Annotated in this window: 21 protein-coding genes and 2 pseudogenes; 15 read left to right on the plus strand and 8 right to left on the minus strand. The window is 72.1% G+C overall.

Annotated features, from left to right (window positions below; genetic code table 11):
• Window positions 1-99 precede the first annotated feature (99 nt).
• A complete protein-coding gene (locus ACLJQZ_RS30175) occupies window positions 100-753 on the minus strand; it encodes a TetR family transcriptional regulator (RefSeq protein WP_326947260.1) in 654 nt (217 codons plus the stop codon).
• A gap of 91 nt (window positions 754-844) precedes the next feature.
• Between ACLJQZ_RS30175 and ACLJQZ_RS30180 the strand changes: the two genes are divergently transcribed.
• The 5 genes from ACLJQZ_RS30180 (at window position 845) to ACLJQZ_RS30200 (ending at window position 5,430) form a co-directional block, all read left to right on the plus strand.
• The gene (locus tag ACLJQZ_RS30180) at window positions 845-1,915 is read left to right on the plus strand and encodes a ferredoxin reductase (RefSeq protein ID WP_410623244.1); all 1,071 of its coding nucleotides are present in this window, start codon (window positions 845-847) and stop codon (window positions 1,913-1,915) included.
• A gap of 11 nt (window positions 1,916-1,926) precedes the next feature.
• A complete protein-coding gene (locus ACLJQZ_RS30185; protein ID WP_247062532.1) occupies window positions 1,927-3,042 on the plus strand; it encodes a fatty acid desaturase family protein in 1,116 nt (371 codons plus the stop codon).
• Window positions 3,043-3,055: 13 nt separating this feature from the next.
• Complete coding sequence (locus ACLJQZ_RS30190) at window positions 3,056-3,265, plus strand: hypothetical protein (protein WP_410623245.1); 210 nt, start codon at window positions 3,056-3,058, stop codon at window positions 3,263-3,265.
• A gap of 199 nt (window positions 3,266-3,464) precedes the next feature.
• Window positions 3,465-4,775, plus strand: coding sequence for a sensor histidine kinase (locus tag ACLJQZ_RS30195; RefSeq protein ID WP_410623246.1), 1,311 nt, complete (start codon window positions 3,465-3,467; stop codon window positions 4,773-4,775).
• 10 nt (window positions 4,776-4,785) lie between these two features.
• Window positions 4,786-5,430 (plus strand): response regulator transcription factor, encoded by a 645-nt coding sequence (locus tag ACLJQZ_RS30200; protein ID WP_326947256.1) that lies wholly within the window; start codon window positions 4,786-4,788, stop codon window positions 5,428-5,430.
• Here the strand turns inward: ACLJQZ_RS30200 and ACLJQZ_RS30205 are convergent.
• Window positions 5,415-6,065, minus strand: coding sequence for a TetR/AcrR family transcriptional regulator (locus ACLJQZ_RS30205; protein ID WP_410623247.1), 651 nt, complete (start codon window positions 6,063-6,065; stop codon window positions 5,415-5,417). The genes ACLJQZ_RS30200 and ACLJQZ_RS30205 overlap by 16 nt on opposite strands.
• 53 nt (window positions 6,066-6,118) lie before the next feature.
• Here ACLJQZ_RS30205 and ACLJQZ_RS30210 point away from each other — a divergent pair, with 53 nt between their 5' ends.
• The 3 genes from ACLJQZ_RS30210 to ACLJQZ_RS30220 are packed head-to-tail and all read left to right on the plus strand — an operon-like array spanning window position 6,119 to window position 8,149.
• A complete protein-coding gene (locus ACLJQZ_RS30210; RefSeq protein WP_410623248.1) occupies window positions 6,119-6,511 on the plus strand; it encodes a cupin domain-containing protein in 393 nt (130 codons plus the stop codon).
• Complete coding sequence (locus ACLJQZ_RS30215; protein ID WP_410623249.1) at window positions 6,508-7,728, plus strand: MFS transporter; 1,221 nt, start codon at window positions 6,508-6,510, stop codon at window positions 7,726-7,728. Before ACLJQZ_RS30210 ends, ACLJQZ_RS30215 begins: the two co-directional genes overlap by 4 nt.
• A 10-nt stretch (window positions 7,729-7,738) precedes the next feature.
• Window positions 7,739-8,149 carry a secondary thiamine-phosphate synthase enzyme YjbQ gene (locus ACLJQZ_RS30220; protein ID WP_410623250.1) on the plus strand — a complete coding sequence of 137 codons (411 nt, stop codon included), beginning with the start codon at window positions 7,739-7,741 and terminating at the stop codon, window positions 8,147-8,149.
• Here ACLJQZ_RS30220 and ACLJQZ_RS30225 read toward each other — a convergent pair.
• A pseudogene (locus ACLJQZ_RS30225) lies at window positions 8,087-8,620 on the minus strand (ABC transporter permease); the annotation flags it as partial. The gene ACLJQZ_RS30220 and the pseudogene ACLJQZ_RS30225 overlap by 63 nt on opposite strands.
• Window positions 8,621-8,825: 205 nt before the next feature.
• Between ACLJQZ_RS30225 and ACLJQZ_RS30230 the strand changes: the two are divergent.
• Together ACLJQZ_RS30230 and ACLJQZ_RS30235 are read left to right on the plus strand one after the other, a co-directional pair.
• Window positions 8,826-9,521 carry a haloacid dehalogenase-like hydrolase gene (locus tag ACLJQZ_RS30230; protein WP_410623251.1) on the plus strand — a complete coding sequence of 232 codons (696 nt, stop codon included), beginning with the start codon at window positions 8,826-8,828 and terminating at the stop codon, window positions 9,519-9,521.
• 123 nt (window positions 9,522-9,644) lie between these two features.
• Entirely contained in the window at window positions 9,645-11,771 is a 2,127-nt protein-coding gene (locus ACLJQZ_RS30235) for a bifunctional lysylphosphatidylglycerol flippase/synthetase MprF (RefSeq protein ID WP_410623252.1), read from the plus strand.
• A 196-nt stretch (window positions 11,772-11,967) separates the two neighbouring features.
• Here the strand turns inward: ACLJQZ_RS30235 and ACLJQZ_RS30240 are convergent, their stop codons facing one another.
• Window positions 11,968-12,966: a hypothetical protein gene (locus tag ACLJQZ_RS30240; protein WP_410623253.1), complete on the minus strand. Its 999-nt coding sequence runs from the start codon at window positions 12,964-12,966 to the stop codon at window positions 11,968-11,970.
• A complete protein-coding gene (locus ACLJQZ_RS30245; protein ID WP_410623254.1) occupies window positions 12,966-14,714 on the minus strand; it encodes a proline--tRNA ligase in 1,749 nt (582 codons plus the stop codon). The genes ACLJQZ_RS30240 and ACLJQZ_RS30245 overlap by 1 nt, the downstream gene beginning before the upstream one ends.
• Before the next feature lie 139 nt (window positions 14,715-14,853).
• Between ACLJQZ_RS30245 and ACLJQZ_RS30250 the strand changes: the two are divergent.
• Both ACLJQZ_RS30250 and ACLJQZ_RS30255 read left to right on the plus strand, forming a co-directional pair.
• Window positions 14,854-15,072 (plus strand): annotated as a pseudogene (locus ACLJQZ_RS30250) (VOC family protein); the annotation flags it as partial.
• Window positions 15,073-15,137: 65 nt separating this feature from the next.
• A complete protein-coding gene (locus ACLJQZ_RS30255; RefSeq protein WP_410623255.1) occupies window positions 15,138-16,043 on the plus strand; it encodes a 2-hydroxyacid dehydrogenase in 906 nt (301 codons plus the stop codon).
• On the opposite strand, the gene ACLJQZ_RS30260 is transcribed toward ACLJQZ_RS30255, so the two are convergent.
• Window positions 16,021-16,986, minus strand: coding sequence for a GNAT family N-acetyltransferase (locus ACLJQZ_RS30260; RefSeq protein ID WP_410623256.1), 966 nt, complete (start codon window positions 16,984-16,986; stop codon window positions 16,021-16,023). The two genes, ACLJQZ_RS30255 and ACLJQZ_RS30260, sit on opposite strands and share 23 nt — an antisense overlap.
• A gap of 55 nt (window positions 16,987-17,041) precedes the next feature.
• On the opposite strand from ACLJQZ_RS30260, the gene yaaA reads away from it, so the two are divergent.
• Window positions 17,042-17,788, plus strand: coding sequence for a peroxide stress protein YaaA (gene yaaA, locus ACLJQZ_RS30265; RefSeq protein WP_247062505.1), 747 nt, complete (start codon window positions 17,042-17,044; stop codon window positions 17,786-17,788).
• Between the two features lie 351 nt (window positions 17,789-18,139).
• Here yaaA and ACLJQZ_RS30270 read toward each other — a convergent pair whose 3' ends face one another.
• The gene (locus ACLJQZ_RS30270; protein WP_410623257.1) at window positions 18,140-19,222 is read right to left on the minus strand and encodes an NAD(P)/FAD-dependent oxidoreductase; all 1,083 of its coding nucleotides are present in this window, start codon (window positions 19,220-19,222) and stop codon (window positions 18,140-18,142) included.
• A gap of 84 nt (window positions 19,223-19,306) precedes the next feature.
• On the opposite strand from ACLJQZ_RS30270, the gene ACLJQZ_RS30275 reads away from it, so the two are divergent.
• On the plus strand, window positions 19,307-19,861 hold the full coding sequence (locus ACLJQZ_RS30275) for a suppressor of fused domain protein (RefSeq protein ID WP_410623258.1): 555 nt from the start codon (window positions 19,307-19,309) through the stop codon (window positions 19,859-19,861).
• A 30-nt stretch (window positions 19,862-19,891) separates the two neighbouring features.
• Here ACLJQZ_RS30275 and ACLJQZ_RS30280 read toward each other — a convergent pair whose 3' ends face one another.
• On the minus strand, window positions 19,892-21,427 hold the full coding sequence (locus ACLJQZ_RS30280; protein WP_410623259.1) for a phytoene desaturase family protein: 1,536 nt from the start codon (window positions 21,425-21,427) through the stop codon (window positions 19,892-19,894).
• Between the two features lie 628 nt (window positions 21,428-22,055).
• Between ACLJQZ_RS30280 and ACLJQZ_RS30285 the strand changes: the two genes are divergently transcribed.
• Window positions 22,056-22,901 carry a serine protein kinase RIO gene (locus tag ACLJQZ_RS30285; RefSeq protein ID WP_410623354.1) on the plus strand — a complete coding sequence of 282 codons (846 nt, stop codon included), beginning with the start codon at window positions 22,056-22,058 and terminating at the stop codon, window positions 22,899-22,901.
• The last annotated feature ends 97 nt before the right edge of the window (window positions 22,902-22,998 follow it).

A 22,998-nucleotide genomic window follows, 5' to 3' on the forward strand; every position in this document is an offset into this window, starting at 1 on the left:
ACGATCCGTGGGTTGTACCACGCCGGACCGACAGTCCCCACTGACCTGAGTCGGAAGTCTCGCAGTTGTCCGGTAATCCGGGTGTTGTGCGGAAAATGTTCAGCGAGTCTTCCAGTGCGGAACGCCCAGCAAGATCAAACGCAGCCGTTTTTCCGCCATTCCGGTGATTTTCGGATCTTCACCGGGCCGTGCTTCCAGCAGTTCGACAATCGTCGCCAGCATCACGGAAACGATCAAGTCGGCCAGCATGTGCAGGTCGTCGGTCGTCCAGGACCGCAGCGTCGCGAACCGGGCGAGGTCGATCGCGAGGTCGCCGGAGAACATCCGCAGCTCGACGCCGATGGCCCGGGCGAGCGGGCCGCCGCCGTACCGCTCGCGCGTGAGGAACCGGAAATGGTCCTCGTGGGCGCGCACGAATTGGTGGAGCGTGGCCACCGACGCGCTGATCATCCCGTGATAGGTGTCCGGGTCGGTGCGCGCGGACCGGATCATGCCGCGCAGCGTGCGGGTCGCCTCTTCGACGAGCGCGACGCCGAGTTCCTCCATCGACGCGAAGTGGCGGTAGAACGCCGTCGGCACCAGGCCCGCGCCTTTCGCGACCTCGCGCAGCGAAAGGCTGGCGAACGGGCGGTCGGCGAGCAGTTCGAGGGCCGCGTCCAGCAACGCCTGGCGCGTGCGCTGCTTGCGCTCTTGACGGCTTACGGGCTCCTCGGGCACGTCGTCCAGCGTACGGATGTCCACCGCGTTGCTCACGTCACATCCTCCGCCTCTCGCGTTGACAGGTCGTCCACTCATGCCGTGCACTGTTGAGTGCACAGTCGTTCACTGTAATCGAGGAGGTCCGATGACGGCGCTCTTGCCCAAGCGGGTCCGCCGGCTCGCCTCGCTCGCCGAGGCGCTGCTCACGCCCCACGGAATGGACCGGTATCTCGAGCTCGTCGACCCGATGCTGGTCCGCCGGGAGGTCCGCGGACTGGTCACGGCCGTGCGGAAGCAGACACCCGACAGCGTCACCCTCACCGTGCAGCCGAGCCGCGCGTGGCCCGGCTTCACCGCCGGCCAGTACGTCCGCCTGCAGGTGGCGATCGACGGCGTCCGCCGGACGCGCTGCTATTCGCCCTGCGGGTCGCAGTACACCGGCGAACTCGAGTTCACGGTCAAGGAGCAGGGCCTGGTCTCCGGGCACCTGAACCGCGAGATCGGCGTCGGGTCCGTGGTCGGACTGTCCACACCGGACGGGACGTTCACCCTGCCCGCCACCCGGCCGGAGCGGGTGCTGCTGATCGGCGGCGGCAGCGGGATCACCCCGGTGCTCGCCATGGCGCGCACCCTCGTCGACGAGCGTCACCCCGGCGAGATCGTGTTCCTGCTCTACTCGAACGGCCCGTCCGACGTGCTCTACCGCACGGAGCTGGCCGAGCTCGCCGCCCGGCACCCCGGGCTGCGGGTCGTGCACGCCTACACCCACGCGAAGACCGGCGGCGACCTGCGCGGGTTCTTCTCGCCAGCGCACCTCGAGGAGGCCGCGCCGTGGTACCGCGACGCGGAAACGTTCGTCTGCGGCCCGAAGCCGCTCATGGACGCCGTCCGCGAGCAGCTCGGTGAACGCGTGCACACCGAAGAGTTCACGCCGCCCACGTTGACCTTCGACACGGGGAACGCCGAGGGCCAGGTGCGCTTCAAGCGCAGCGGCCGCGAGTGCGCCAACTCCGGGAAGCCGTTGCTGGAGCAGGCCGAGGAAGCCGGGCTCTCGCCGGAGCACGGCTGCCGGATGGGCATCTGCTTCTCCTGCACCCAGCTCAAGACCGCCGGCCGCGTCCGCAACGCCAAGACGGGCGAGGTTTCCGGCGAAGAAGACGAAGAGATCCAGCTCTGCATCTCCGTCCCCGTCGGGGACGTCGAGATCGACGCTTAAGGAGTACCGCCATGACCGGTCTGCAGGACCGACTCACCCCGGCCCAGGTCGAGGAGTTCGGCCGCGAGCTCGACGCGCTTCGGCAGCGGGTCGTCGAGGACCTCGGCCAGGAGGACGTCGACTACATCCACAACGTCATCAAGACCCAGCGCGGCCTCGAGGTCGCCGGCCGGGCGCTGCTGTTCGCCGGGTTCTTCCCGCCCGCGTGGCTCGCCGGCGTCGGCGCGCTGTCGCTGGCGAAGGTCCTCGACAACATGGAGATCGGCCACAACGTCATGCACGGCCAGTACGACTGGACGCGCGACCCGGCGCTGAGCTCGCAGCGCTTCGAGTGGGACAACGTGGCGCCCGCCGAGAACTGGCGGCACTCGCACAACTACATCCACCACACGTACACGAACATCCTCGACAAAGACCGCGACATCGGTTACGGCGTCCTGCGGATGGACCCCGCTCAGAAGTGGCACCCGTACTACCTGGGCAACCCGGCGTACGCGGTGGCGCTGGCGGTGTTCTTCCAGTGGGGCGTGATGCTGCACGACCTGGAGTTCGACCGGATCGTCAAGGGCGAGCGCACGTGGTCGGACACCACCGGGGTCGTCCGGAAGATGGTCAAGAAGGCGTCCCGGCAGGTCGGCAAGGACTACGTGCTGTTCCCGCTGCTGACCGGCCCGCTCGCGCCGCTGACCTTCGCCGGCAACGCGACCGCGAACCTGGTCCGCAACCTCTGGTCGTTCTCGATCATCTTCTGCGGGCACTTCCCCGCCGACGTCGAGAGCTTCACCGAGGAGGAGACCGAGAACGAGTCGCGCGGCCAGTGGTACCTGCGCCAGATCCTCGGTTCGGCCAACATCACCGGCGGCCCGCTGTTCCACATCATGAGCGGGAACCTGTCGCACCAGATCGAGCACCACCTGTTCCCGGACATCCCGGCCCGCCGGTACCCGGAGATCGCCGGCGAGGTGCGCGCGCTCTGCGAGAAGTACGGCCTGCCGTACCACACGGGCCCGCTGCACAAGCAGCTCTGGTCGGTGGCGAAGAAGCTCACGAAGCTCGCGTTGCCGTGGAACGGCGCCCCGCGCGCACGCGCTACGGTAGAGCGCGACCAGGAACTCCGCGCGGCATAGAAGGACGATGCTCATGGTCGGGCAGTTCGAGAGCGGCAAGGATACGGTCCAGGTGATCACCGAGTCGGCCGCGACCCACATCGGCAACATCGCGACCATCATCACCGGCGCGGTGCGCGACATCGCCCGCGAGACCGGTGACTGGCTCACCGACGTCATCGAGATGCGCGAAGCGGCGCAGAAGGCACGCGAAGACCACGAGGACCCGGAACTCGACGTCTGAGAGTTTCCGCGAAGCCGCTTTGAGGGCTGCAGAGTCCTCGAAGCGGCTTTCGCGCGCTTCACCAAAGCCGTGAGGGGCACCTTCAGGGACGCTAGGTCCCTGAAGGTGCCCCTCACGGCTTTCCGGCAACCGGAACTGTCGGTGCCGCCGGGTAGCGTGGAATTCGGGGGCGCCCCCGCCGGTCATGGGGGAAATCCGGATGGGCAGCGCGGGGCGGACCGGTGAGACTGGAGCCGTGACCAGCCTTGATCTGCCCCGTCCCCACCCGCTGCGGCGGGTGTTCGGGCCGCTGGCCGCGCGGGACTTCTGGGCCGAGTACGCGTGGCTGTGGCTTTCCGCTCCACTGACGCTGTTCTCCCTGGTCAGCGTGCTCGTCGTGCTCGCGCTCGGCCTGTGGCTGACGCCTGTGCTCATCGGCTTCCTCGTGCTCGCCGGCGCCCTGCTCTACGCCCGCGGCCTCGGCGCCGCCCATCGCTGGCTGGCGCGGGTGCTGCTCGGCGTGAGCGTGCCCGCCCCGCGCCGTCCCGAGCTCAAACCCGGGCTCTGGAGCTGGGTCAAGGCCCGCGTCGGCGACCCGGCGGGCTGGCGGACGGCCGGCTACCTGCTGCTGCGGCTCCCGCTGAGCTTCGCCGGCCTGCTCACGGTGTTCTCCGCGACGCTCTTCGGCCTGACCGCGACCAGCTACGCCTTCCTCTGGTTCCCGCTCGGCGAGCAGCACCTGCCGGTCTTCGGCATCCGCGCCGAGGGCTGGGCCGGCGCGCTCGCGTGGTCGGCGTCCGGGCTGCTGGTGCTGGTGGCGCTGCCGTGGGTGGTGCACGCCTTCGTCGCGCTCGACCGGCTACTCGTGGTCGGGCTGCTCGGTGAGCGCGTGCTGTCCGAACGCGTCCGCGACCTGGAGGCGAGCCGGGCGACGGCGGTCGAGGACTCGGCGTTGCGGCTGCGGCGGATCGAGCGCGACCTGCACGACGGCGCCCAGGCCCAGCTGGTGGCGCTGGCGATGAAACTGGGGCTGGCCAAGGACGAGCTGAAGGCCGACGACCTCGACGTCGCCCAGGTCCGGCAGCTGGTCACCGCGGCGCACGCCAACGCGAAGCAGGCCCTCACCGAGCTGCGGGACCTCGCCCGCGGCATCCACCCGGCGGCCCTGGACGCGGGCCTCGACGTGGCGCTGGCGACGCTGGTCGCGACGTCCGGGATGGACGCGCGGGTCACCGTCGAACTCCCCCGGCGGCCACCGCCGTCGCTGGAGACGATCGTCTACTTCAGCGCCGCCGAGCTGCTGACGAACGCGGCGAAGCACGGCGGCGTGACGCTGGTCGAGATCCGCGAGGACCGGGACGTGCTGTGGCTGCTCGTCCGCGACGCCGGCGCGGGCGGGGCCCGGATCGTGCCCGGCGGCGGGCTGGCCGGGGTCGCCGAACGGCTGCGGACGGTCGACGGCGAGCTGGCCGTGACCAGCCCGCCCGGCGGTCCGACCGAAGTGACCGCGCGGGTGCCGCTGCCCCGCTAGGGTCGGCGGCATGCGGATCGTCATCGCGGAGGACTCCACCATCCTGCGCCAGGGCCTCGTGGAGCTGCTGACCTTCCGCGGCCACGAGGTCGTCGCCGCGGTCAAGGACGCCGAGACCCTGCGCGCGGCGGTGACCGAGCACGCGCCCGACGTGTCCATTGTGGACATCCGGATGCCGCCGTCGCACACCGACGAGGGCCTGCGGGCGGCGATCGCGTTGCGCGGCGAACTGCCCGGCTGCGCGATCCTGCTGTTCTCCCAGTACGTCGAGACGAAGTACGCGTCGCAGCTGCTGGCCGACCGCGCGGGCGGCGTCGGTTACCTGCTGAAGGACCGCGTCGCCGAGGTGTCGGACTTCCTGGACGCGCTGCGCCGGGTCGCGGACGGCGAGACCGTCCTGGACCCCGAAGTCGTCCGCCAGCTGTTCGCGGCAACGCGCCAGACGGACGCGCTGAGCGGGCTCACCCCACGCGAACGCGAGGTGCTGGGCCTGATGGCGGAAGGCCGGTCGAACTCCGCGATCGCGGCGGAGCTGTTCCTCTCGGCCGGTTCGGTGGAGAAGTACGTGACGTCGATCTTCGGCAAGCTGGGGCTGTCACCGTCCGAAGGGGACAATCGCCGGGTGCTGGCCGTGTTGCGCTACTTGGACTCCTGAGCCAGCATCCCGTCGACGAACGCGCGTAGGCCGCGCGCGAAGGTGTCGCGTTCGGCCAGCTCCGGCCAGCGCTCCCCGATCGCCGAGAGGCTGGGGAACCGGGTCGCGTCCAGCTTCTCGAAAACCGTGTCGCGGTAGCGCGGCCGGCCCGCTGCGGCGCGCCGCGCGGCGCGCACGCGGACCAGGATCTCCCCCGCGGTGTAGTACCAGATGTTCCGGTACAGCTCCACGGCCTCCTCCGGGGTCCGGCCGCAGCCGATCGCCCCGCCGACGATGGCGTCGACCATCCACAGGGCCGACTCGCCGAGCAGGTCGTCGGCCGTCAGGACCTCCACCGCCTCCGGCCAGGCGGCCAGCGCGGTGTGCATCACGGTCGCCGCGACGACGATCCGCTCGCGCGGGTCTTCCGGCATTTCGGGTCGCTTGAGCCGGGAGGCGTAGTAGTCGAGCAGCTGGATCAGCAGGTCGTCCTTGTCGCGGACGTGGTGGTAGAGCGTCGTCGCGCCGACGCCCAGCTCGGTGGCCAGCCGGCGGACCGTGAGCTTGTGCCAGCCCTCGCCGTCGAGGATCACCCGCGCCGCTTCGAGGATCTGCGAGCGCGAGGTCGTCGGCGGACGGCCGATGGGTCGTGGCATGCCTTCCATCATGCCGGTCGACACCCGTCCGGCGCGCGTGCTACTTTCGGAACATGTTCGAAAACTACGACCTGTTCAAGACCATGATCCACCTACGACCCGGCGGCGTCGTCGAGGCGTCCGGCCCGGGCGACCGCCGCGAAGCACTGGCGGGTGACGCTGCGAGCCTGTGGAGCCTCGGCGCGTTCCACGCCGAGAGCGACACCGCCGTGCACGCCGACCACTGGGAGCGGCACCCGAACGGGCACGAGGTGCTCTTCGTCTTCGCCGGCGCGCTGCGCGTCTACCTGAGAGACGAGGGGCCCGAGCCCGTGACCACGCTGAGAGCCGGGCAGTCGTTCATCGTCCCGCCCGGCCGGTGGCACCGGCTGGCCGTCGAAGAGCCCGCCGGCCTGCTGTCCATCACGCCGCGGTCGGGCACCGAGCACGAACGGGCCGCGGCGTGAGCGCGAACCGGCGAGGCATTCTGGTGGTGTGCCTCGCCGTGTTCGGGCTGATGGCGGGGCAGCAGATGCTGAACCCGATCCTGCCGCCGCTGGCCCGCGAGTTCGGGTTCAGCGAGCTGGCGCTCGGCGCCGTGTGGGCCGTCGGCGGGGCGGGCGTCGTGCTGGCGAGCCCGTTCTGGGGGCGTCGCGGCGCGTCGTGGGGCCACCGGCCGGTGCTGCTGATCTCCCTGGCCGGCGCGACGATCGCGCTCCTGGCGTTCGCGTTCGTCGCCCGGCTCGGGCTCGGCGGCACCCTGGCGGTGCCGGTGCTGTTCACGCTGGTGCTGCTCACCCGCGGGGTCGTGTTCGGGCTCGCGTGGGCCGCGACACCGGTGACAGCGCAGTCGTACATCGCCGACCTGACGTCGGGACCCGCCGAGCGGGTGCGGGGGATGTCGATGTTCGGTGCCGCACAAGCGCTCGCGCTCGCGGTCGGGCCGGCGCTGGGAGGGGTGCTGAGCTTCGCCGGGCTGACCGTGCCGATCTACGTCGCGCCGGTCGTCCTGGCCGTGATCGCCGTGCTGGTCGCGATCGGCCTGCCGAAGCCGCCGGCGCGGGAAGTGCGCGCTCCCCTGGTGAAGCTCAGCCCGGCCGACCGGCGGATGTGGCCGTTCCTGCTCATCGGGTTCGGCCTGTACCTCGCGCTCGCGATCGTGCTCATGACCGTCGGCTTCCTGGTGCAGGACCGGCTGGGCCTGGCCGCGCCGGACACGAGCCGGGTGACCAGCCTGGTCATGCTGGCCGGCGCCGGGCTGATCATCCTCGTCCAGGTGCTGGCCGTGCCGCGGCTGAAGTGGACACCGGTGCGGCTCATCCGGGTGGGCGCGGTCGTCATGACCGGCGGGATGCTGCTGGTGACCGTCGCTTCCGGCGGGCTCCTGCTCGGGGCGGGCGTCGCCGTGCTCGGGGCGGGGATGGGGTTCGCCACCCCGGGGTTCATGTCCGCGCCGACGTTGCTCGCGACGCGCGAGGAGCAGGGCGCCGTCGCCGGGCTGGTCGGGTCCGCCAGCGCGCTGGCGTTCATGGGCGGGCCGTTGCTGGGCACCGGGCTGTACGAGATCTCGCCGACGGTCCCGTACGCCGCCGGCGCGGTGCTGCTGGCGGGGCTGGCCGTCTTTGCCTTCACCCGCCTCGGCTCCCTGGCCCGGCAACCCGCGGAACTGGTGGCCGCTCCTTAGGCTGGAGTCCATGTACTCCACCGAGATCGAGGTCCGCACCGGCGCCGAGGCCGTCGTCCACGACCTCACGCACGAGGCCGAGTCGTTCCTGCGCGACGCGGACGCGCACGACGGGCTGCTGCACGTCTGGGTCCCGCACGCCACCGCGGGCCTGGCGATCCTCGAGACGGGCGCGGGCAGCGACGAAGACCTGCTGACCGCGCTCGACGAGATCCTCCCCCGCGACGGCCGCTGGCGGCACCGGCACGGGAGCCCGGGTCACGGCCGTGACCACGTGCTTCCCGCTCTGGTGCCGCCCTACGCGACGGTCCCGGTGCTCGGCGGCGTGCTCGCGCTGGGCACCTGGCAGTCGATCTGCCTAGTGGACACCAACCTCGACAACCCGGTCCGCCGCGTGCGGTTCAGCTTCCTCGCGGGCTGACCGGCCGGGCCAGAGCGCGACCGCGAGCCCGGCGGCCGGCAGGGCACCGAGCACCCGGACGCCGGCGATGACGTCGGGCGCGTCCGGTACGCCCTGCAGCAGGCTGCGCAGGCCTTCGGCCGAGAAGCGGAACGGCGTCCACGACCAGAGCAGCGTGCGGTAGGCCGGGTTCAGCAGCTCCGGCACCTGCCCGGCGACAGCGGGCGCGACCAGGTAGAGCGGGCCGAGCCCGGCCATCGCGCGCAGCTCGAGCAAGCGCAGCAGGCCGGCTTGCACGGCGGCGAACGCCGTCGCGGCGAGGACGCCGGTGGTCAGCGGCAGCGCGGCGTCCGACAGCGCGAAGAACCCGGCCACCACGGCCGTGATCAGCACGCCGGCCCCGGTGATCTGCAAGAGCCGGGCGCCCGCGCCGAGGGTGCGTCCGGTGCGCTTCGCCGGCTGCGTCACCGCGAGCCCGGCGACGAGCACGCCGTAGACCTTCTTCTCCCACAGCTTCCGCGCGTCGGCCGGGTCACGACGGTCCACTCGAGCCGGCCGAGAGCCCCGGCGGGGCGCCGGACAGGACCGGTCATGACACCCTCCACTTATTCTTCGGGCGTTGAATTAATCTCCAGGTAAGAGTCGTCGCCGAAGAAGTCAACGCGTGTTGAATAGTGACGCCGGTAACCTCGGACTCGTGACGAAGACGCGGCTGGTGCTCTGGGACATCGACCACACGCTGGTGGACTACACCGGCCTCGGCGCCGCTTGGTACACCGCGGCCCTGGCCGCGACGACCGGCGCCGAGCTGAAGACCTACCCCGACTTCGGGGGCCGCACCGAGCGGGCGATCAGCAGCGACCTGCTCACCGCGCACGGCATCGAACCGACCGAGGAGCTGCTCCAAGCGCTCTGGAAGGCGCTGATCGCGGAGTCGGAGCGCGCCGTCGTCCACCTCCCGACCAGCGGCCGGGCCCTGCCGGGCGCCGCGGCGGCGCTGACCGCGTTCGCCGGGCACGATGAAGTCGTCCAGTCCCTCGTCACCGGCAACCTGCCGGAGATCTCGCGGCACAAGCTCGCCGCGTTCGGCCTGGACGAGCACCTCGACCTGGAGATCGGCGGCTACGGCACGCTCTCGGCGCACCGCCCGGACCTGGTCCCGCACGCCGTCGCGCAGGCGGTGGCCAAGCACGGGGCGCCGTTCGCCGCCGACGCCGTGGTCGTCATCGGCGACACCCCGAGCGACGTCGAAGCCGCGCTCGCCCACGGCGCGATCGCGGTCGCCGTCGCGACCGGGCACTACCCAGCGGCGGAGCTACGGGCGGCGGGCGCGCACACGGTGCTGCCGGACCTGGCCGACACGGACGCCGTCCGGAGTGCCGTTCTCGGCTGACGACCCCGAAGGTCGTCGTCCTCGGGACCGGGATGACCCTCACTCCGGAGGAGGACTCCCCTAGGGGAAATCTCGCTCTGCCGTCGGATGTCCGGAGCGGCCGCGCTCGCCAGACTTCTGAGCATGACTGAAACAGCGTCGGCGGGCCTGCCCGCCGGAGGGGGACGCATCCGCGGCACGGTCGCGGTACTGAGGCGACGACTGCCGTTCACCAGCAGCGTCGTCCTCGCCATGCTCTTGCTGGCCGTCGCGACCGGGGCGCTCTGGAGCGCCGCCGAAGACCGCGCGGCCTACCCGTTCGTCGCCTACGGGCTGCCGTCGCTGGAGGTGGGCCGGTGGTGGACGATGCTCACCGGGCCCTTCTTCGCCGTCATCCCCTGGTACTACCTCCCGATGGTCGGCAGCTTCGCGCTCTTCGCGGGCTTCGCCGAGTGGCAGCTGGGGACGCGGCGCGCGATGGCCGTGACGATCGGCGGCCAGTTCGTCTCGGTGCTCGTCGCCACCCAGTTCCTCGCGCTGAGCCGCAACTCCGGCTGGCTGTGGGCCGAGCGGATGGCGGGCAGTCTCGACGTCGGGTTCTCCGGCGGCGCGCTCGCCGCCGTCGCGGTCGCCAGCGCGACGCTGCGGCCGCCGTGGCGCCTGCGGCTGCGGGCCGGGCTGTGCGTGTACGCCGGCGTCGCGATCATCTACGTCGGCACGCTCGCCGACCTCGTCCACTTCTTCGCGCTGGCGCTGGCCATCCCGCTCGGGAAACGGCTGGTCGGCCCGCGCGGCACGACCGACACCGCGGGGCCGAACGTGCGGGAGTGGCGGCTGCTGACCGTCGCCGGCCTGCTGCTGCTCACCGTCGCCGAAGTCGTGATGTTCCTGGTGCCCGGCGACGGCCCGTTCGGGTCCGCGGAAGGGGTTTCGCTGACGGCGCCGGAGCTGGCGATCCTCGTCCTGCTGGTGGTGCCGATGCTCAACGGCCTGCGCAAGGGCGGCCGGGTCGCGTGGCGCTGGGCCGTCGCGCTCTCGGTGTTCGTGACGCTGCAAGGGCTCGCGACCGCCACCCTGATCGGCCTGGCCGACGTCTTCGGCGGCGACTACGACACCGCCGGCCTGCCGCTGTTCTTCGTGGACAATCTCTTGTGGACGGTCGAGCTGATCGTCCTGACCGCCGGGCGTCACGCTTTCCGGGTGCCTTCGCGACGCCGGCTGCGGCGCCACGCCCAGGGCCCGGGGGTGGCAATGGCCCGCACGCTGCTCGGGCGGCACGGCGGCAGCACGCTGTCGTGGATGACCACGTGGCCGCGCAACACGTACTTCGTCCGCGAAGACGGCCGCTCCTACCTCGCCTACCGCCGGCACGCGGGGGTCGCCGTCGCCCTCGGCGACCCGATCGCGCCGGACGGCACCGCGGCGGCGACGGTCACCGAGTTCGCCGCCATGTGCGAGAACTCCGGCCTGGTGCCGTGCGTGTTCTCGGCGACCGAAGCCACCGTCGCGGCGACCGGCGAGCTGGGCTGGCAGCACGTCCAGGTGGCCGAGGACAACGTGCTCGACCTCGACGGCCTCGAGTTCCGCGGCAAGGCGTGGCAGGACGTCCGCTCCGCGCTGAACAAGGCCGCCAAGCAGCACATCGACTTCCGGCTGGTCCGCTTGGCCGACCAGCCGGAACCCATCCTCGCCCAGGTCCGGGCGTTGTCGGAGGAGTGGATGTCGGACAAGGCCATGCCGGAGATGGGCTTCACCCTCGGCGGCCTCGACGAGGCGATGGACCCGGCGACCCGCGTCGGCCTCGCGGTGGACGCCGAGGGCGTCGTCCACGGCGTGACGTCCTGGCTCCCGGTCTACACGGGCGCGGGCAAGGTCGGCGGCTGGACGCTGGACGTCATGCGCCGCAGCGCCCACGGCTTCCGGCCGGTGATGGAGTTCCTCATCGCGTCGGCCTGCCTGGCCTTCCGCGAAGAAGGCGCCCGGTTCGTCTCGCTGTCCGGTGCTCCGCTGGCCCGCAGCGCCGGCGGGGCACCCACGCGCACGATCGACCGGACGCTGGAGTCGCTGGGCCGCGTGATGGAGCCGTACTACGGGTTCCGTTCGCTGCACGCGTTCAAGGCGAAGTTCCAGCCGCGGCACGTCCCGCTGTACCTGGCGTTCCGCGACGAAGCCGACCTGCCGCGCATCGGCCTGGCGCTGAGCCGCGCGTACCTGCCGGACGTCCGGCTGCGCGAGCTGGCGAAGCTGGTCAGTAGCTCTCGGGGACGCTGATCCGTTGCGGGAAAAGGATCCTCCGGCGGCTGACGACGTAGACGTGCTGGCCACGACCATGCAGGTCCGGCGGCCGGCCCGGATGGCGATCCAGCGCGCGACGGTCCCGACAGCCCCCGGCCGCGACCCAGCACTCCGGACTGTGGCTCCGCGTCGTCCAGCCCCAGACCTTGGCCGGCCCGCCGGACCCCGGCACTCAGCGGTAGGTGGTCGGCGGCGGCGTCATCGTGCCGCGGTCCGCCGCCGGGACGAACCGGTAGCTCTTGAGGATCCCCAGCAGGTCCTCGCGGATCGTGGGCCCGGAACGGTCGGCGTCCGCGTACGCCACCACGACACCCGACGTCACGGCGTCGGCGCCGGTGAAGGCCATGGCCGCGACCACCGCGTGCTTCGCCGCGCATTCCCCGGTGTCCGACGGGATCACGTCGGCGACGACGATCCGGGCGGGCGCCTTGGTGCCGTCGGCCTTCGTGACCTGGGCGTCCGTGCCCGCGTCCGGCGTCACCGCGGCCGGCGGCCCGTTGTCCGGGCTGTACGCGCTCACGCCGAGGTCGGTCACGACCTTGCGGGCCGCGGCGTCGGGTTCTCCCAGGGGTTCGGTCTTGACGCCCGCGCCGCCGAGATCGCTCTTCTGGCAGAAGTTCCGGCCCAGGAACGCGCTCGTGACGAGAGTGATGCCCGGGGCCGCGCCGGTCTTCTCCCAGCCGTGCACGGTGGTGGGCGCGGGTTCCCAGTTCGGCGGCACGTCGTAGGCGTACGAGCCGTCCTTGCCCGCGACGGACTGCCAGCCGCTCACCGCGGCGGGCACGGTCACCCGCGGCGACGGCGTCACGACCAGCGGCGGTAACGGCGCCGGCGTCGACGACGGCCGGTGCGGCTTGCCGACGCCGAAAGCGTTCAGCACCCCGGCGATCAGCGCGATCAGGACCAGCCCGACCCACGGCGCCCGCGACGAGCGTCGCCACTTCGGCGGCTTCGCGGCGGGACGGATCCGCTTCGGCTCGGCACGCGGAGTCTCGAAGTGCGGGGTCTCGATGTGCGGAGTCTCGACGTGGGGCGCTTCGGCCGGTGGAGTCCCGAAGCCGCCGGACGGGAAGCGCGGCGCGTCCGCGGGCTCGTAACCACCGAACCCGCGGAGCGCCGCGTTGTCCTCGTACCCCGGCGTTGTCTCGTCACGCCGCCGGAACCGGCCCATTACGACCGGACGAGCTTGACCAGGTGCTCGACGACGGCGTCGACCGCGATCTCTTCGCGCTCGCCGGTGCGCCGGTCCTTGACCTCGACGACGCCGTTGGCCAGGCCACGCCCGACCACCAGGATGGTCGGCACGCCGACCAGCTCGGCGTCGGCGAACTTGACCCCCGGGGTCGCCTTGCGGTCGTCGAGGATGATCTCGAGACCGGCCGTGTCGAGCTCGGTGGCGAGCTTCTCGGCGCCGGCGCGCACCGCGTCGTCCTTGCCCGCGATGACGATGTGCACGTCGAACGGCGACACCTCGCGCGGCCAGATCAGGCCGAGGTCGTCGTGGTTCTGCTCGGCGAGCACGCCGACCAGCCGCGAGACGCCCACGCCGTAGGAGCCCATCGTGATCCGGATCGGCTTCGAGTCGGGGCCCAGGGCGTCCAGCTCGAAGGCGTCGGCGTACTTGCGGCCCAGCTGGAAGATGTGCCCGATCTCGATGCCGCGCGCGGCGACCAGGGTGCCGTGGCCGTCCGGCGACGCGTCGCCCTCGCGGACCTCGGCGGCCTCGATGGTGCCGTCCGGGGTGAAGTCCCGGCCGGCGAGCAGGTCGACGACGTGGTGGTCGGCCTTGTCGGCCCCGGTGACCCAGGCGGTGCCGGGCGCGATCCGCGGGTCGGCGAGGTAGCGCACGCCGTTGTCCTGCAGCGCCTTCGGGCCGATGTACCCCTTGACCAGGAACGGGTTCGCCTTGAAGTCGGCCTCGTCGAGCAGCTCGACCTCGGCGGGCTCGAGCGACGCTTCGAGGCGCTTCATGTCCACTTCGCGGTCACCGGGGAGCGCGACGCAGACCAGCTCCCACTCCTTCGCACCCGGCTGACGCGTCTTGAGCATGACGTTCTTCAGCGTGTCGGCGGCGGTGAACTCGCGGCCGAGCCCGGCCGCGTTGAGGAAGTTCACCAGCGACTCGATGGTCGGCGTGTTCGGCGTGTGGTGCTCCTGCGCCTCGGGCCGGCCTTCGGTCGGCTGCGCGGCCGGCGCGGGCGTCACGACGGCTTCGACGTTCGCCGCGTAGCCCGACTCGGTGCTGCGGACGTAGGTGTCCTCACCGGTCTCGGCGACCGCGAGGAACTCCTCCGACGCCGAGCCGCCCATCGCCCCCGACGTCGCCTTGACCACGACGTACTCGAGGCCGAGGCGGTCGAACAGCTTGGTGTAGGCGGCGCGGTGCGCCTGGTAGGAGCGCTCGAGGCCCTCGTCGTCGAGGTCGAAGGAGTACGAGTCCTTCATGACGAACTCGCGGCCGCGCAGGATCCCGGCGCGGGGGCGCGCTTCGTCGCGGTACTTCGTCTGGATCTGGTACAGCGTGACGGGGTAGTCGCGGTACGAGCTGAACTCGCCCTTGACCGTCAGGGTGAAGAGCTCTTCGTGGGTCGGGCCGAGCAGGTAGTCGGCGCCCTTGCGGTCCTTCAGGCGGAAGAGGCTGTCGCCGTACTCGGTCCAGCGGCCGGTCGCCTCGTAGGGCTCCTTCGGCAGCAGCGCGGGGAACTGGATCTCCTGCGCGCCGATGGCGTTCATCTCGTCGCGCACGACGGCCTCGACGCGGCGCAGCACGCGCAGGCCCAGCGGCAGCCACGAGTACCCGCCCGGGGCGACCCGGCGGACGTAGCCGGCGCGTACCAGGAGCCGGTGGCTCGGTACCTCGGCGTCCGCCGGATCCTCGCGCAACGTGCGAAGGAACAACGACGAAGTCCTGGTGATCACTGCGGGGCTCCCTGCGCCAAGCGGGTATGAAAGTCCCGCTCAGGGTAGTCACTCCCCCCGCCGTGACTCCAACGGGTTAGCCGAGCGCCCGTTTTTGTCGGTGGTGCTCGCTAGCGTTCCGGTCATGAAACTCGCCCTACCGGAGGGCGGGCTGTCGCTGGGGCTCCAGCGGGTGCCCGAACCACGCGCGGGCAAGAACAGGGTCCACATCGACCTCGGTGCCGAAGACCGGGAACAGGAGGTGAAACGGCTGGTAGCGCTCGGCGCGACCGAGCAGGCGCAGCACGAGGTGCCGGGCTTCGCGTGGACGGTGCTCTCGGATCCCGAGGGCAACGAGTTCTGCGTGTCCGGTTCGCACGACGGGTGGTTCCCGGCTGCCGGTCCACTCCGCGTCGCCGCGGCGACGCGGGTAGAACTGGCGGCATGAGCGCTCGCGTACTGCTGCCGTGGACCGACATCGAAGTGCCGGAGGGGATCGAGGCCGCGTATTACGACGGTCTTGGCGCGCCTCCGCCGGCCCTCGACGATGTCGAGTTCTACGTGCTGCCGTACGACCGCGGACCGGAGCCACCGCGGCTGATCAAGGACCTGCCCTCGTTGCGCGTGGTGCAGGCCCTGTCGGCCGGGGTGGAGAACCTGGTCCCGCTGCTGCCCGCCGGCGTCCGCCTGGCCAACGGACGCGGCCTGCACGACCTGAGCGTCGCCGAGCACGCCCTGGCGCTGATCCACGCGAGCCAGCGGGACCTGCCCCGCTGGTTCGCCCAGCAGGAGCGCCGGGAGTGGTTCCGCGAGCACACGCGGTCGCTCGCGGACAGCCGGGTGCTCCTGGTCGGCTACGGCTCGATCGGGCAGGCGATCGAGCGTCAGCTGCTGGCGGCCGAAGCGCTGGTGACCAGGGTGGCGAGCCGCGCGCGTCCGGACGCGGGCGTGCACGGCGTCGCCGAGCTGCCCTCGTTGCTGCCCGAGGCCGACATCGTGGTGCTCGTGCTGCCCGACACCCCGGCGACGCGCGGCCTGCTCGGAGCCCCCGAGCTGGCCGCGCTCCCCGGCGGCGCCCTGGTGGTCAACGTCGGCCGGGGCACGGCGATCGACACGGAAGCCCTGCTGGCGCAGACGCGAGCCGGGCGGCTCCGTGCCGCCCTCGACGTCGTGGACCCGGAGCCGCTGCCGGCCGGCCATCCACTGTGGACGGTCCCGGGCGTCGTCCTGACGCCGCACATCGCGGGTGGCTCGGCGTCGTTCTACCCGCGCGCCAAGAAGCTGGCCGCGGACCAGCTGCGGCGGTACGCGCGGGGCGAGGAGCTGCTCAACCTCGTGCCACCGGCCTGACGTACACGTGCCATTCGTCTTCGACGCGGAACCCGCACCGTTCGTAGACGCCGAGCGCCCGGTGCGCGTTGTCGACGTCGACGTTCAGCGCCGACCGCTCGAACCCGGCCGCCTTCGCCGCCAGGACGGTGTGGCCGAGCAGCCCGGAGGCGACCCCGCGGCCGCGCAGCGCGTCCCGGGTGCCCACCCAGGTCGCGTAGTGCTCGCGGATGCCGGTCGCCTCGGCTTCGGACGCGTAGAAGTGGCTGAGCACGAAGGCCAGGACCTTCTCGCCGTCGAGGACGAGGAACGACAGGTCGGGCCGGAAGTCCTTGGAACCGGTGACGAGGTGGCGCCAGGCGTCGGGCTCGTAGGCGGTGCTGCCCCAGTGGTCGCCGAAGGTGTCGTTGCGGGCGTCGAGCGTCGCGAGGTCGTACTCGAAGTCGAACGGCACGGGCTCGACGCCGTCCGGCAGCGGCGGCTGCGGCGGCAGGTCGGCGAGGCCGACGCGCATGTCCACCATCGTCCGCTGGTGCTCGTAGCCGGCCGCGGCGAGCACCCCGGCGATCCAGCGCTCGTTCTGGTGGCTGCCGTGGTGCAGTTCGAGCGGCGCGCCCGGGAAGGCACGCTCGTGGACCGCACTACTCGTCCGGGTGAACCACTCGACCAGGTGCGCGCCGACGGCGTCGTCGCGGTGGTCCGGGTGCACGACCGACTGGAGCCGGATCATGTGCACCGGGTTCGCGGCGTCCCGGCGGCGGACGAGGCCGTAGCCGACGAGCCGATCGTCCGCCCAGGCGCCGGTGCTGGCCGTGGCCAGGTCGATGTTGGGCCCTTCGAGCTCCTCGCGGAGGTCTTCGGTGCTGAAGTGCTCACCCGTGCGGTCGACCTCCTCGGCGGCGGCGTAGAGCCGGGCGAGGGCCGCGTCGTCGTCGAGTGTGAGGGGACGCCAGGTCAGGTCCATGCGCCGAGGCTAGGCCGGGCGGCACGGGCCACGCATCCCGATTTACGCTCAGTGCGTGCTGGTGCTCCTCCCTCCTTCCGAGACCAAGGCCGACGGCGGCCGCGGCGCCCCGCTGGACCACGCCGCGCTGTCGTTCCCCGAGCTGAACCCGACGCGCGCGAAGCTCGCCGACGCGCTCGTCGAGCTGGCGGGCGACGTCCCGGCCAGCATCGCGGCCCTGGGCATCACCGAGCGCCAGGCCGGCGAGGTCATCCGCAACGCGCAGCTGTGGACGTCCCCGACGATGCCGGCCCTGCGCCGCTACACCGGCGTCCTCTACGACGCGCTCGACGTCAAGAGCTTCACGAGGGCCGGGCTGGCGAAGGCCCACCGCCGGCTGGCGGTGACGTCCTCACTGTTCGGCGTGGTCTCGGCGACCGACCCGATCCCGGCGTACCGCCTCTCGGGCGGCAACTCCCTGCCCGCGCTCGGCACCATCCGCGCCATGTGGAAGCCGGTGCTCGAGCCGGTGCTGCAGAACATCGACGACCTGGTGGTCGACCTCCGCTCGGGCACCTACTCGGCGTTCGCCAACCTCCGCCCGGACGCCGTGACGGTCCGCGTGGTCACCGAGAACGCCAACGGCGAGCGCGGGACGGTCAGCCACTTCAACAAGGCGTACAAGGGCCGTCTGGCCCACGTGCTGGCGGTCACCCGCGCCGAACCGTCCACTGTGGACCAGCTGGCCAAGGTGATCCGCAAGGCGGGCCTGGTGGTGGAACGCACCGGCGACCACGCCCTGGACCTGATCACCGAAGGCTGACGCTCCCGCCGACGCCGGGCCACACCACAGCGCCGATCGCGGCACAACACGGTCGTCTCTGCCGCGACGCCCGCTGACTCGAACCGGACGTGGCCGCCACCCGGCGCCGCCGATCCGACACCCGAACCGGCCGCGACTCGGCGCGGCCGGCCGCGAGCCGGACGGATCCGTCGAGAGCCGCCTGGTCGGGCAGAGCCGATCCGAGGACGAGACATCCAGGACCGCAAGCGGTCCGCGACCGGCCCGTGGCCTGGGCCTGGGCCTGGGCCTGGGCCTGGGCCTGGGCCTGGGCCAGTGCAGACGGAAGCAGCCCGCAGGAGAACGTAGCCCGCAGGCGGAAGCAGTCCACAGCTAAAAGCGGTCCGGGGAGAACGGGCTCAGGTCGAAGCCCGGATCCTCGCCCAGCGCCACCGCCGCGACCAGCTTGCCGGCGTACGGGGCGTTCGTCAGGCCGCCCGCGCCGAAGCCCGTCGCGATCGTCAGGCCCGGGCGGATGCTACCCAGCACCGGGAGGCCGTCCGGGGTGCCCGGACGGAAGCCCACCCGGGTCTCGGCGAGGGTGGCGTCTGCCAGGCCGGGTGCGATCGTCAGGGCGTTGTCCAGCACCTCACGCTGGCCGGCGGCGGTCACCCGGTAGTCGAACCCGGACTCTGCCTCGCGCGTCGCGCCCGCGACCACCCGGCCGCCGCCGAAGGCCAGCAGGTAGTGGCTGGTGCGCGGCAGGACCACCGGCCAGGCCGACGTGTCGGTACCGGGCAGGTCGAAGTGGCTGATCTGGCCGCGGTGGGGCGTGACCGGCACGTCGACGCCCAGTGGCGCCAGCAGCTCGCGGCTCCACGCGCCGGCCGCGACCACCACGCTGTCCGCTTCGAGCGGGCCCGCTTCGCCCGCCACCGTGCCGTCGGCGCGGAAGGCGACCTCACCTTCGACGAACTTCGCGCCCTTCCGCTCGGCGGCGGCCAAGAGGGCCCGGCGCAGCTGGTGCCCGTCGACGCGGCCGGCGCCGGACAGGTGCACCGCGCTCAGCCCGGGCGCCAGCGCCGGGAAGAGCTCCCGGGCCTGGGCCGGGTCGAGCGAGCGGACCTCGCCGATCTCCGGCGCGTCCGCCGCCCGCGCGGCCAGCCGCTCCCGCGCCTCGGCCAGCTCGGACTCCTCGGCCGAGACGATCATCCCGCCGACGACCTCGAACGACGACTCCTCGCCCAGCTCGGCCAGTTCGGCCGTGAACTCCCGGTAGTACCGGCCCGCGGCCGCCGCGAGCGGGTACAGCGCGTCCTCCCAGCGTGACGTCCACGGGCTGACGATCCCGGCGCCGGCCTCGGTGGCCGTGCCGGGACGGGCCGCGTCCGCCACGATCACTTCCGCACCCCGGCCCGCCAGGTGGTAGGCCGTGGCGGCACCGCCGATTCCGCTTCCGATCACGAGCACTCGCATGCTCCCCACCCTGCCCGACCGTGCCGCGCCCGGGCGACCCGGATTCCCCCGCGCGGGCACCCGGACCGCCGTATGCTGCGCGCCATGCCGAGCCGTGCCGAGCGGTATGTCGCCCATCTCGACACCCTGACCGGGAGTACCGACCCCCGGCTGCAGCCGATCCCGTCCACCCACGCCGGGCTCGACGACGTCATCTCGCTCGTCTACGCCGACGAACCCGAGCCGCGCTACCTGACGGGCGCGACCTACGGCCTCTCCCTCGCCGACCACGCGGAGTGGCACGGGGTGAAGCCGGAGCTGTGGATCAGCGTCCGCTCCGACGACCCGGTCTGGGCCCTGGCCATCGGCTACCTGGCCGAACACCTGCGCGGCACCTGCCCGTTCGTCTACGGCGACACCATCGACTTCGGCGAGCCGATCGCGCCGGAGTCCGACATGACCGCGTTCGCTGTCTCGGCGCCCGCAGGCCTCGACGCGGACCAGTACACCCTCCTCGACTGCGGTGGCGCGCCCATCAGCATCGCCGGCTGCTTCCCGGTGCACGACACCGAGCGGGAGTACATCCGCGAGCACGGCATCGAGGCGTTCTGGCAGCTGGACTGGGACCTCTACGACGTCCGCCGCCCGCCGGTGGTCTAGCACGAACCGGCCGTCGGCGCGGGTCGCCGGTCAGGAACCCTTTCCCAGCACGGCCATCGCCGCGTTGTGGCCGGGGATGCCGCTGACACCACCTCCTCGCACCGCTCCCGCGCCGCACAAGAGCACGCGCTCGTGCGCCGTCTCGACGCCCCAGCGGCCGGCCTGCGCCGGGTCCGCCGCGAACGGCCACGCCAGGTCCCGGTGGAAGATGTGCCCGGCCGGCAGCCCGAGCTCGGCCTCCAGGTCCAGCGGCGTTTTCGCCTCCACACACGGTTTCCCGTCCGGCCCGGTCAGCAGGCAGTCCTCGATCGGCTCGGCGAGCACGCTGTTCAGCGAAGCCACCGTCGCGCGCAACGCCTCTTCGCGCGCTTGGTTGTTGCGTCCCTCGAACAGCCGCGCGGGCATGTGCAGGCCGAACAACGTCAACGTCTGGACGCCGGCCACCCGCTCGGCCGGACCCAGGATCGACGGGTCGGTCAGCGAGTGGCAGTAGATCTCGCACGGCGGCAGCGTGGGGATCTTCCCCGCCGCCGCCTCGCGATACGCCGTCTCCAGCTGGGTGAAGGTCTCGTTGACGTGGAACGTGCCGCCGAACGCCTCGGCCGGGTCGACACCCGGTTCGCGCAGCTTCGGCAGCCGGGACAGCACCATGTTCACCTTCAGCTGCGCACCCTCCGGCCGGTCGGCGCTCTCCTCCCCCAGCAACCGCGCCAGCGTGGGCGGTGCGACGTTCGCCAGGATGTGCCCACCACGCACGACGTGCTCGGCGTCGGCGTGCCGGTAGCGCACCTCGCCGCCGGGGTCGATCGCCAGCACCTCGGCGCCGGTGACGAGCTTCGCGCCCGCCGCGGAAGCCACCGCGGCCAGCGAGCCGGTGACCGCGCCCATGCCGCCGACCGGCACGTCCCAGTCGCCCGTCCCGTTGCCGATCACGTGGTAGAGCAGGCAGCGGTTCTGCCGGAGATCCTCGGCACCCGCGGCGGCGAACGTGCCGATCAACGCGTCGGTCAGCACCACGCCGCGCACCGTGTCGTCACCGAACCACGAGGTGAGCGCCTCGCCGATCGGCCGCTCGAACAGCATCGACCACGCCTCGGCGTCACCGACCCGGGCCCGGAAGTCCACTTCGGACAGAAGAGGTTCGGTGAGCGTGCCGAAGGTGCGCTCGGCGACTCGCCCGGTCAGCTCGTAGAACCGGCGCCACGCCGCGAAGTCCGCGGCGGATCCGGTGAGGGCCCGGAACGACTCGGCGGTCCGGGCGTCGTCACCCGTGTCGACAAGGAGACCCGAGTCGCCGGAGGGCGTGTACGACGACATCCGGCGCCGCCGCAGCGCCACGTCCAGACCGAGGTCCGCGATGATCTTCCTGGGCAGCAGGCTGACCAGGTACGAGTAGCGCGACAACCGGACGTCGACGCCGTCGAACGCGCGGAACGACACCGCGGCGCCACCGGTCTCGCCGCGCCGCTCCAGCACGAGGACCGACCGGCCGGCCCGCGCCAGGTAGGCCGCCGCGACCAGCCCGTTGTGCCCGCCACCGACGACCACGACGTCGTACGCATCCATCCCGCTCCTCCTCGTTCGGCCTGCCTGATCATCGTGACCACCGCGGCGGCCGGAATTCAAGGAAAGGGCACGAACGGACCGTTCGCGCAATTCGGTTGCGCGGCGCCGGGGCGGCCGGGCAAGCTGGGAGACGTCCGGCAGGGAGCCGGGGTGTGAGCGAGCGGGGAGGTGCCTGTGGTGATGACTGTGCGGGCCCGTCTGCGCCCAAGCCCACCCGCCCCCCGAGGCTGATCACGCGCCCGGTGGGGCATCCCTGAACCAGGAGAACCCACCAGTGCGACTGCACGACTTCGAAGATCACGACCGATTCGACGAACGCCCCTCGCGCCACCGCGAGCGGTTCGGCGACGACCACCACCACCGCACCCCGCTCCTCTCGCGGTTCGCCGACGAAAGCGACCGACCGCCCTCGCGGCTCGACGAGGAGCCCGACCGGCAACCCTCGGACCGCCACACGCCGTTCGAGGACGAAGACGACCTACAGCCCTCGCACCGCCGTGGGCAGCTCGACGACGAAGACGACCTACCCACCGCACGTCGGCGGGCGCGGGCCGGGGACGAGAGCGACCAGCGGTCCTCCCGGCGTGCTCGGTTCGACGACGAACCCGAGCCCACCCGGCGCGGGCGGCTGACCGAAGGCGAACGCGTCCGGCTCGCGAAACTGCGGGACGACGCCTACACCGAAAACCAGCTGCCCGACGGCGCCGATCACTGGTCGACCTGGGACGACGCCGAACACGGCCCGCTGCCCCGGCCGGACTGGGTCGTCACCGAGCTCGCCGCGGTCGACACCGACCTCGGCGTCCTCAAGACCGGCAAGGAGGCCGATGTCCACCTGCTGCGGCGCGGGCTGCCCGGCACGCCCGGCGGGCTGCTGGCCGCGAAGCGGTACCGCAGTGACGAGCACAAGCTGTTCCACCGTGACGCGGGCTACCTCGAAGGACGGCGGATGCGCCGCTCCCGCGAGACCCGGGCCATGGCCCAGCGCACCGCGTTCGGCCGCAACCTGATCGCCGAACAGTGGGCCGTCGCGGAGTTCGCCGCGCTGAGTCGCTTGTGGACGATCGGGGCGCCGGTGCCGTACCCCGTCCAGCGCAACGGGACCGAACTGCTGCTCGAGTTCCTGGGCGAGGACGACGGGACCGCGGCTCCCCGGCTGGCCCAGGTCCGGCCGGAGCCCGACGATCTGAAGGACCTGTGGTTCCAGGCCACCGCGGCGCTGGAGCTGCTCGCGTCCGAGGGGCTCGCGCACGGTGACCTCTCGGCCTACAACCTGCTCGTGCACCGGGGGCGGCTGGTGGTGATCGACCTGCCCCAGGTCGTCGACGTCGTCGCCAACCCGGGCGGGGTCGAATTCCTGGCGCGGGACGTGCGCAACCTGGCCGGCTGGTTCCACTCACGGGGCCTCGGCGAGCACGTCACCAGGCCCGATGAGCTGCTGGCGGAACTCGTGTCCGGCGCCGGGATCGGGTGATCGCGTGGCGGCGTCGCGGATGTGGCGTGGGACACGTCTGCGACGCCGCCCACAACAGGTGACCTCAACGAGTAGTCCCGGCCCCACCTCGGGTACA

The organism is Amycolatopsis sp. cmx-8-4, assembly GCF_046548675.1.
In the GTDB taxonomy this organism is placed as follows: domain Bacteria; phylum Actinomycetota; class Actinomycetes; order Mycobacteriales; family Pseudonocardiaceae; genus Amycolatopsis.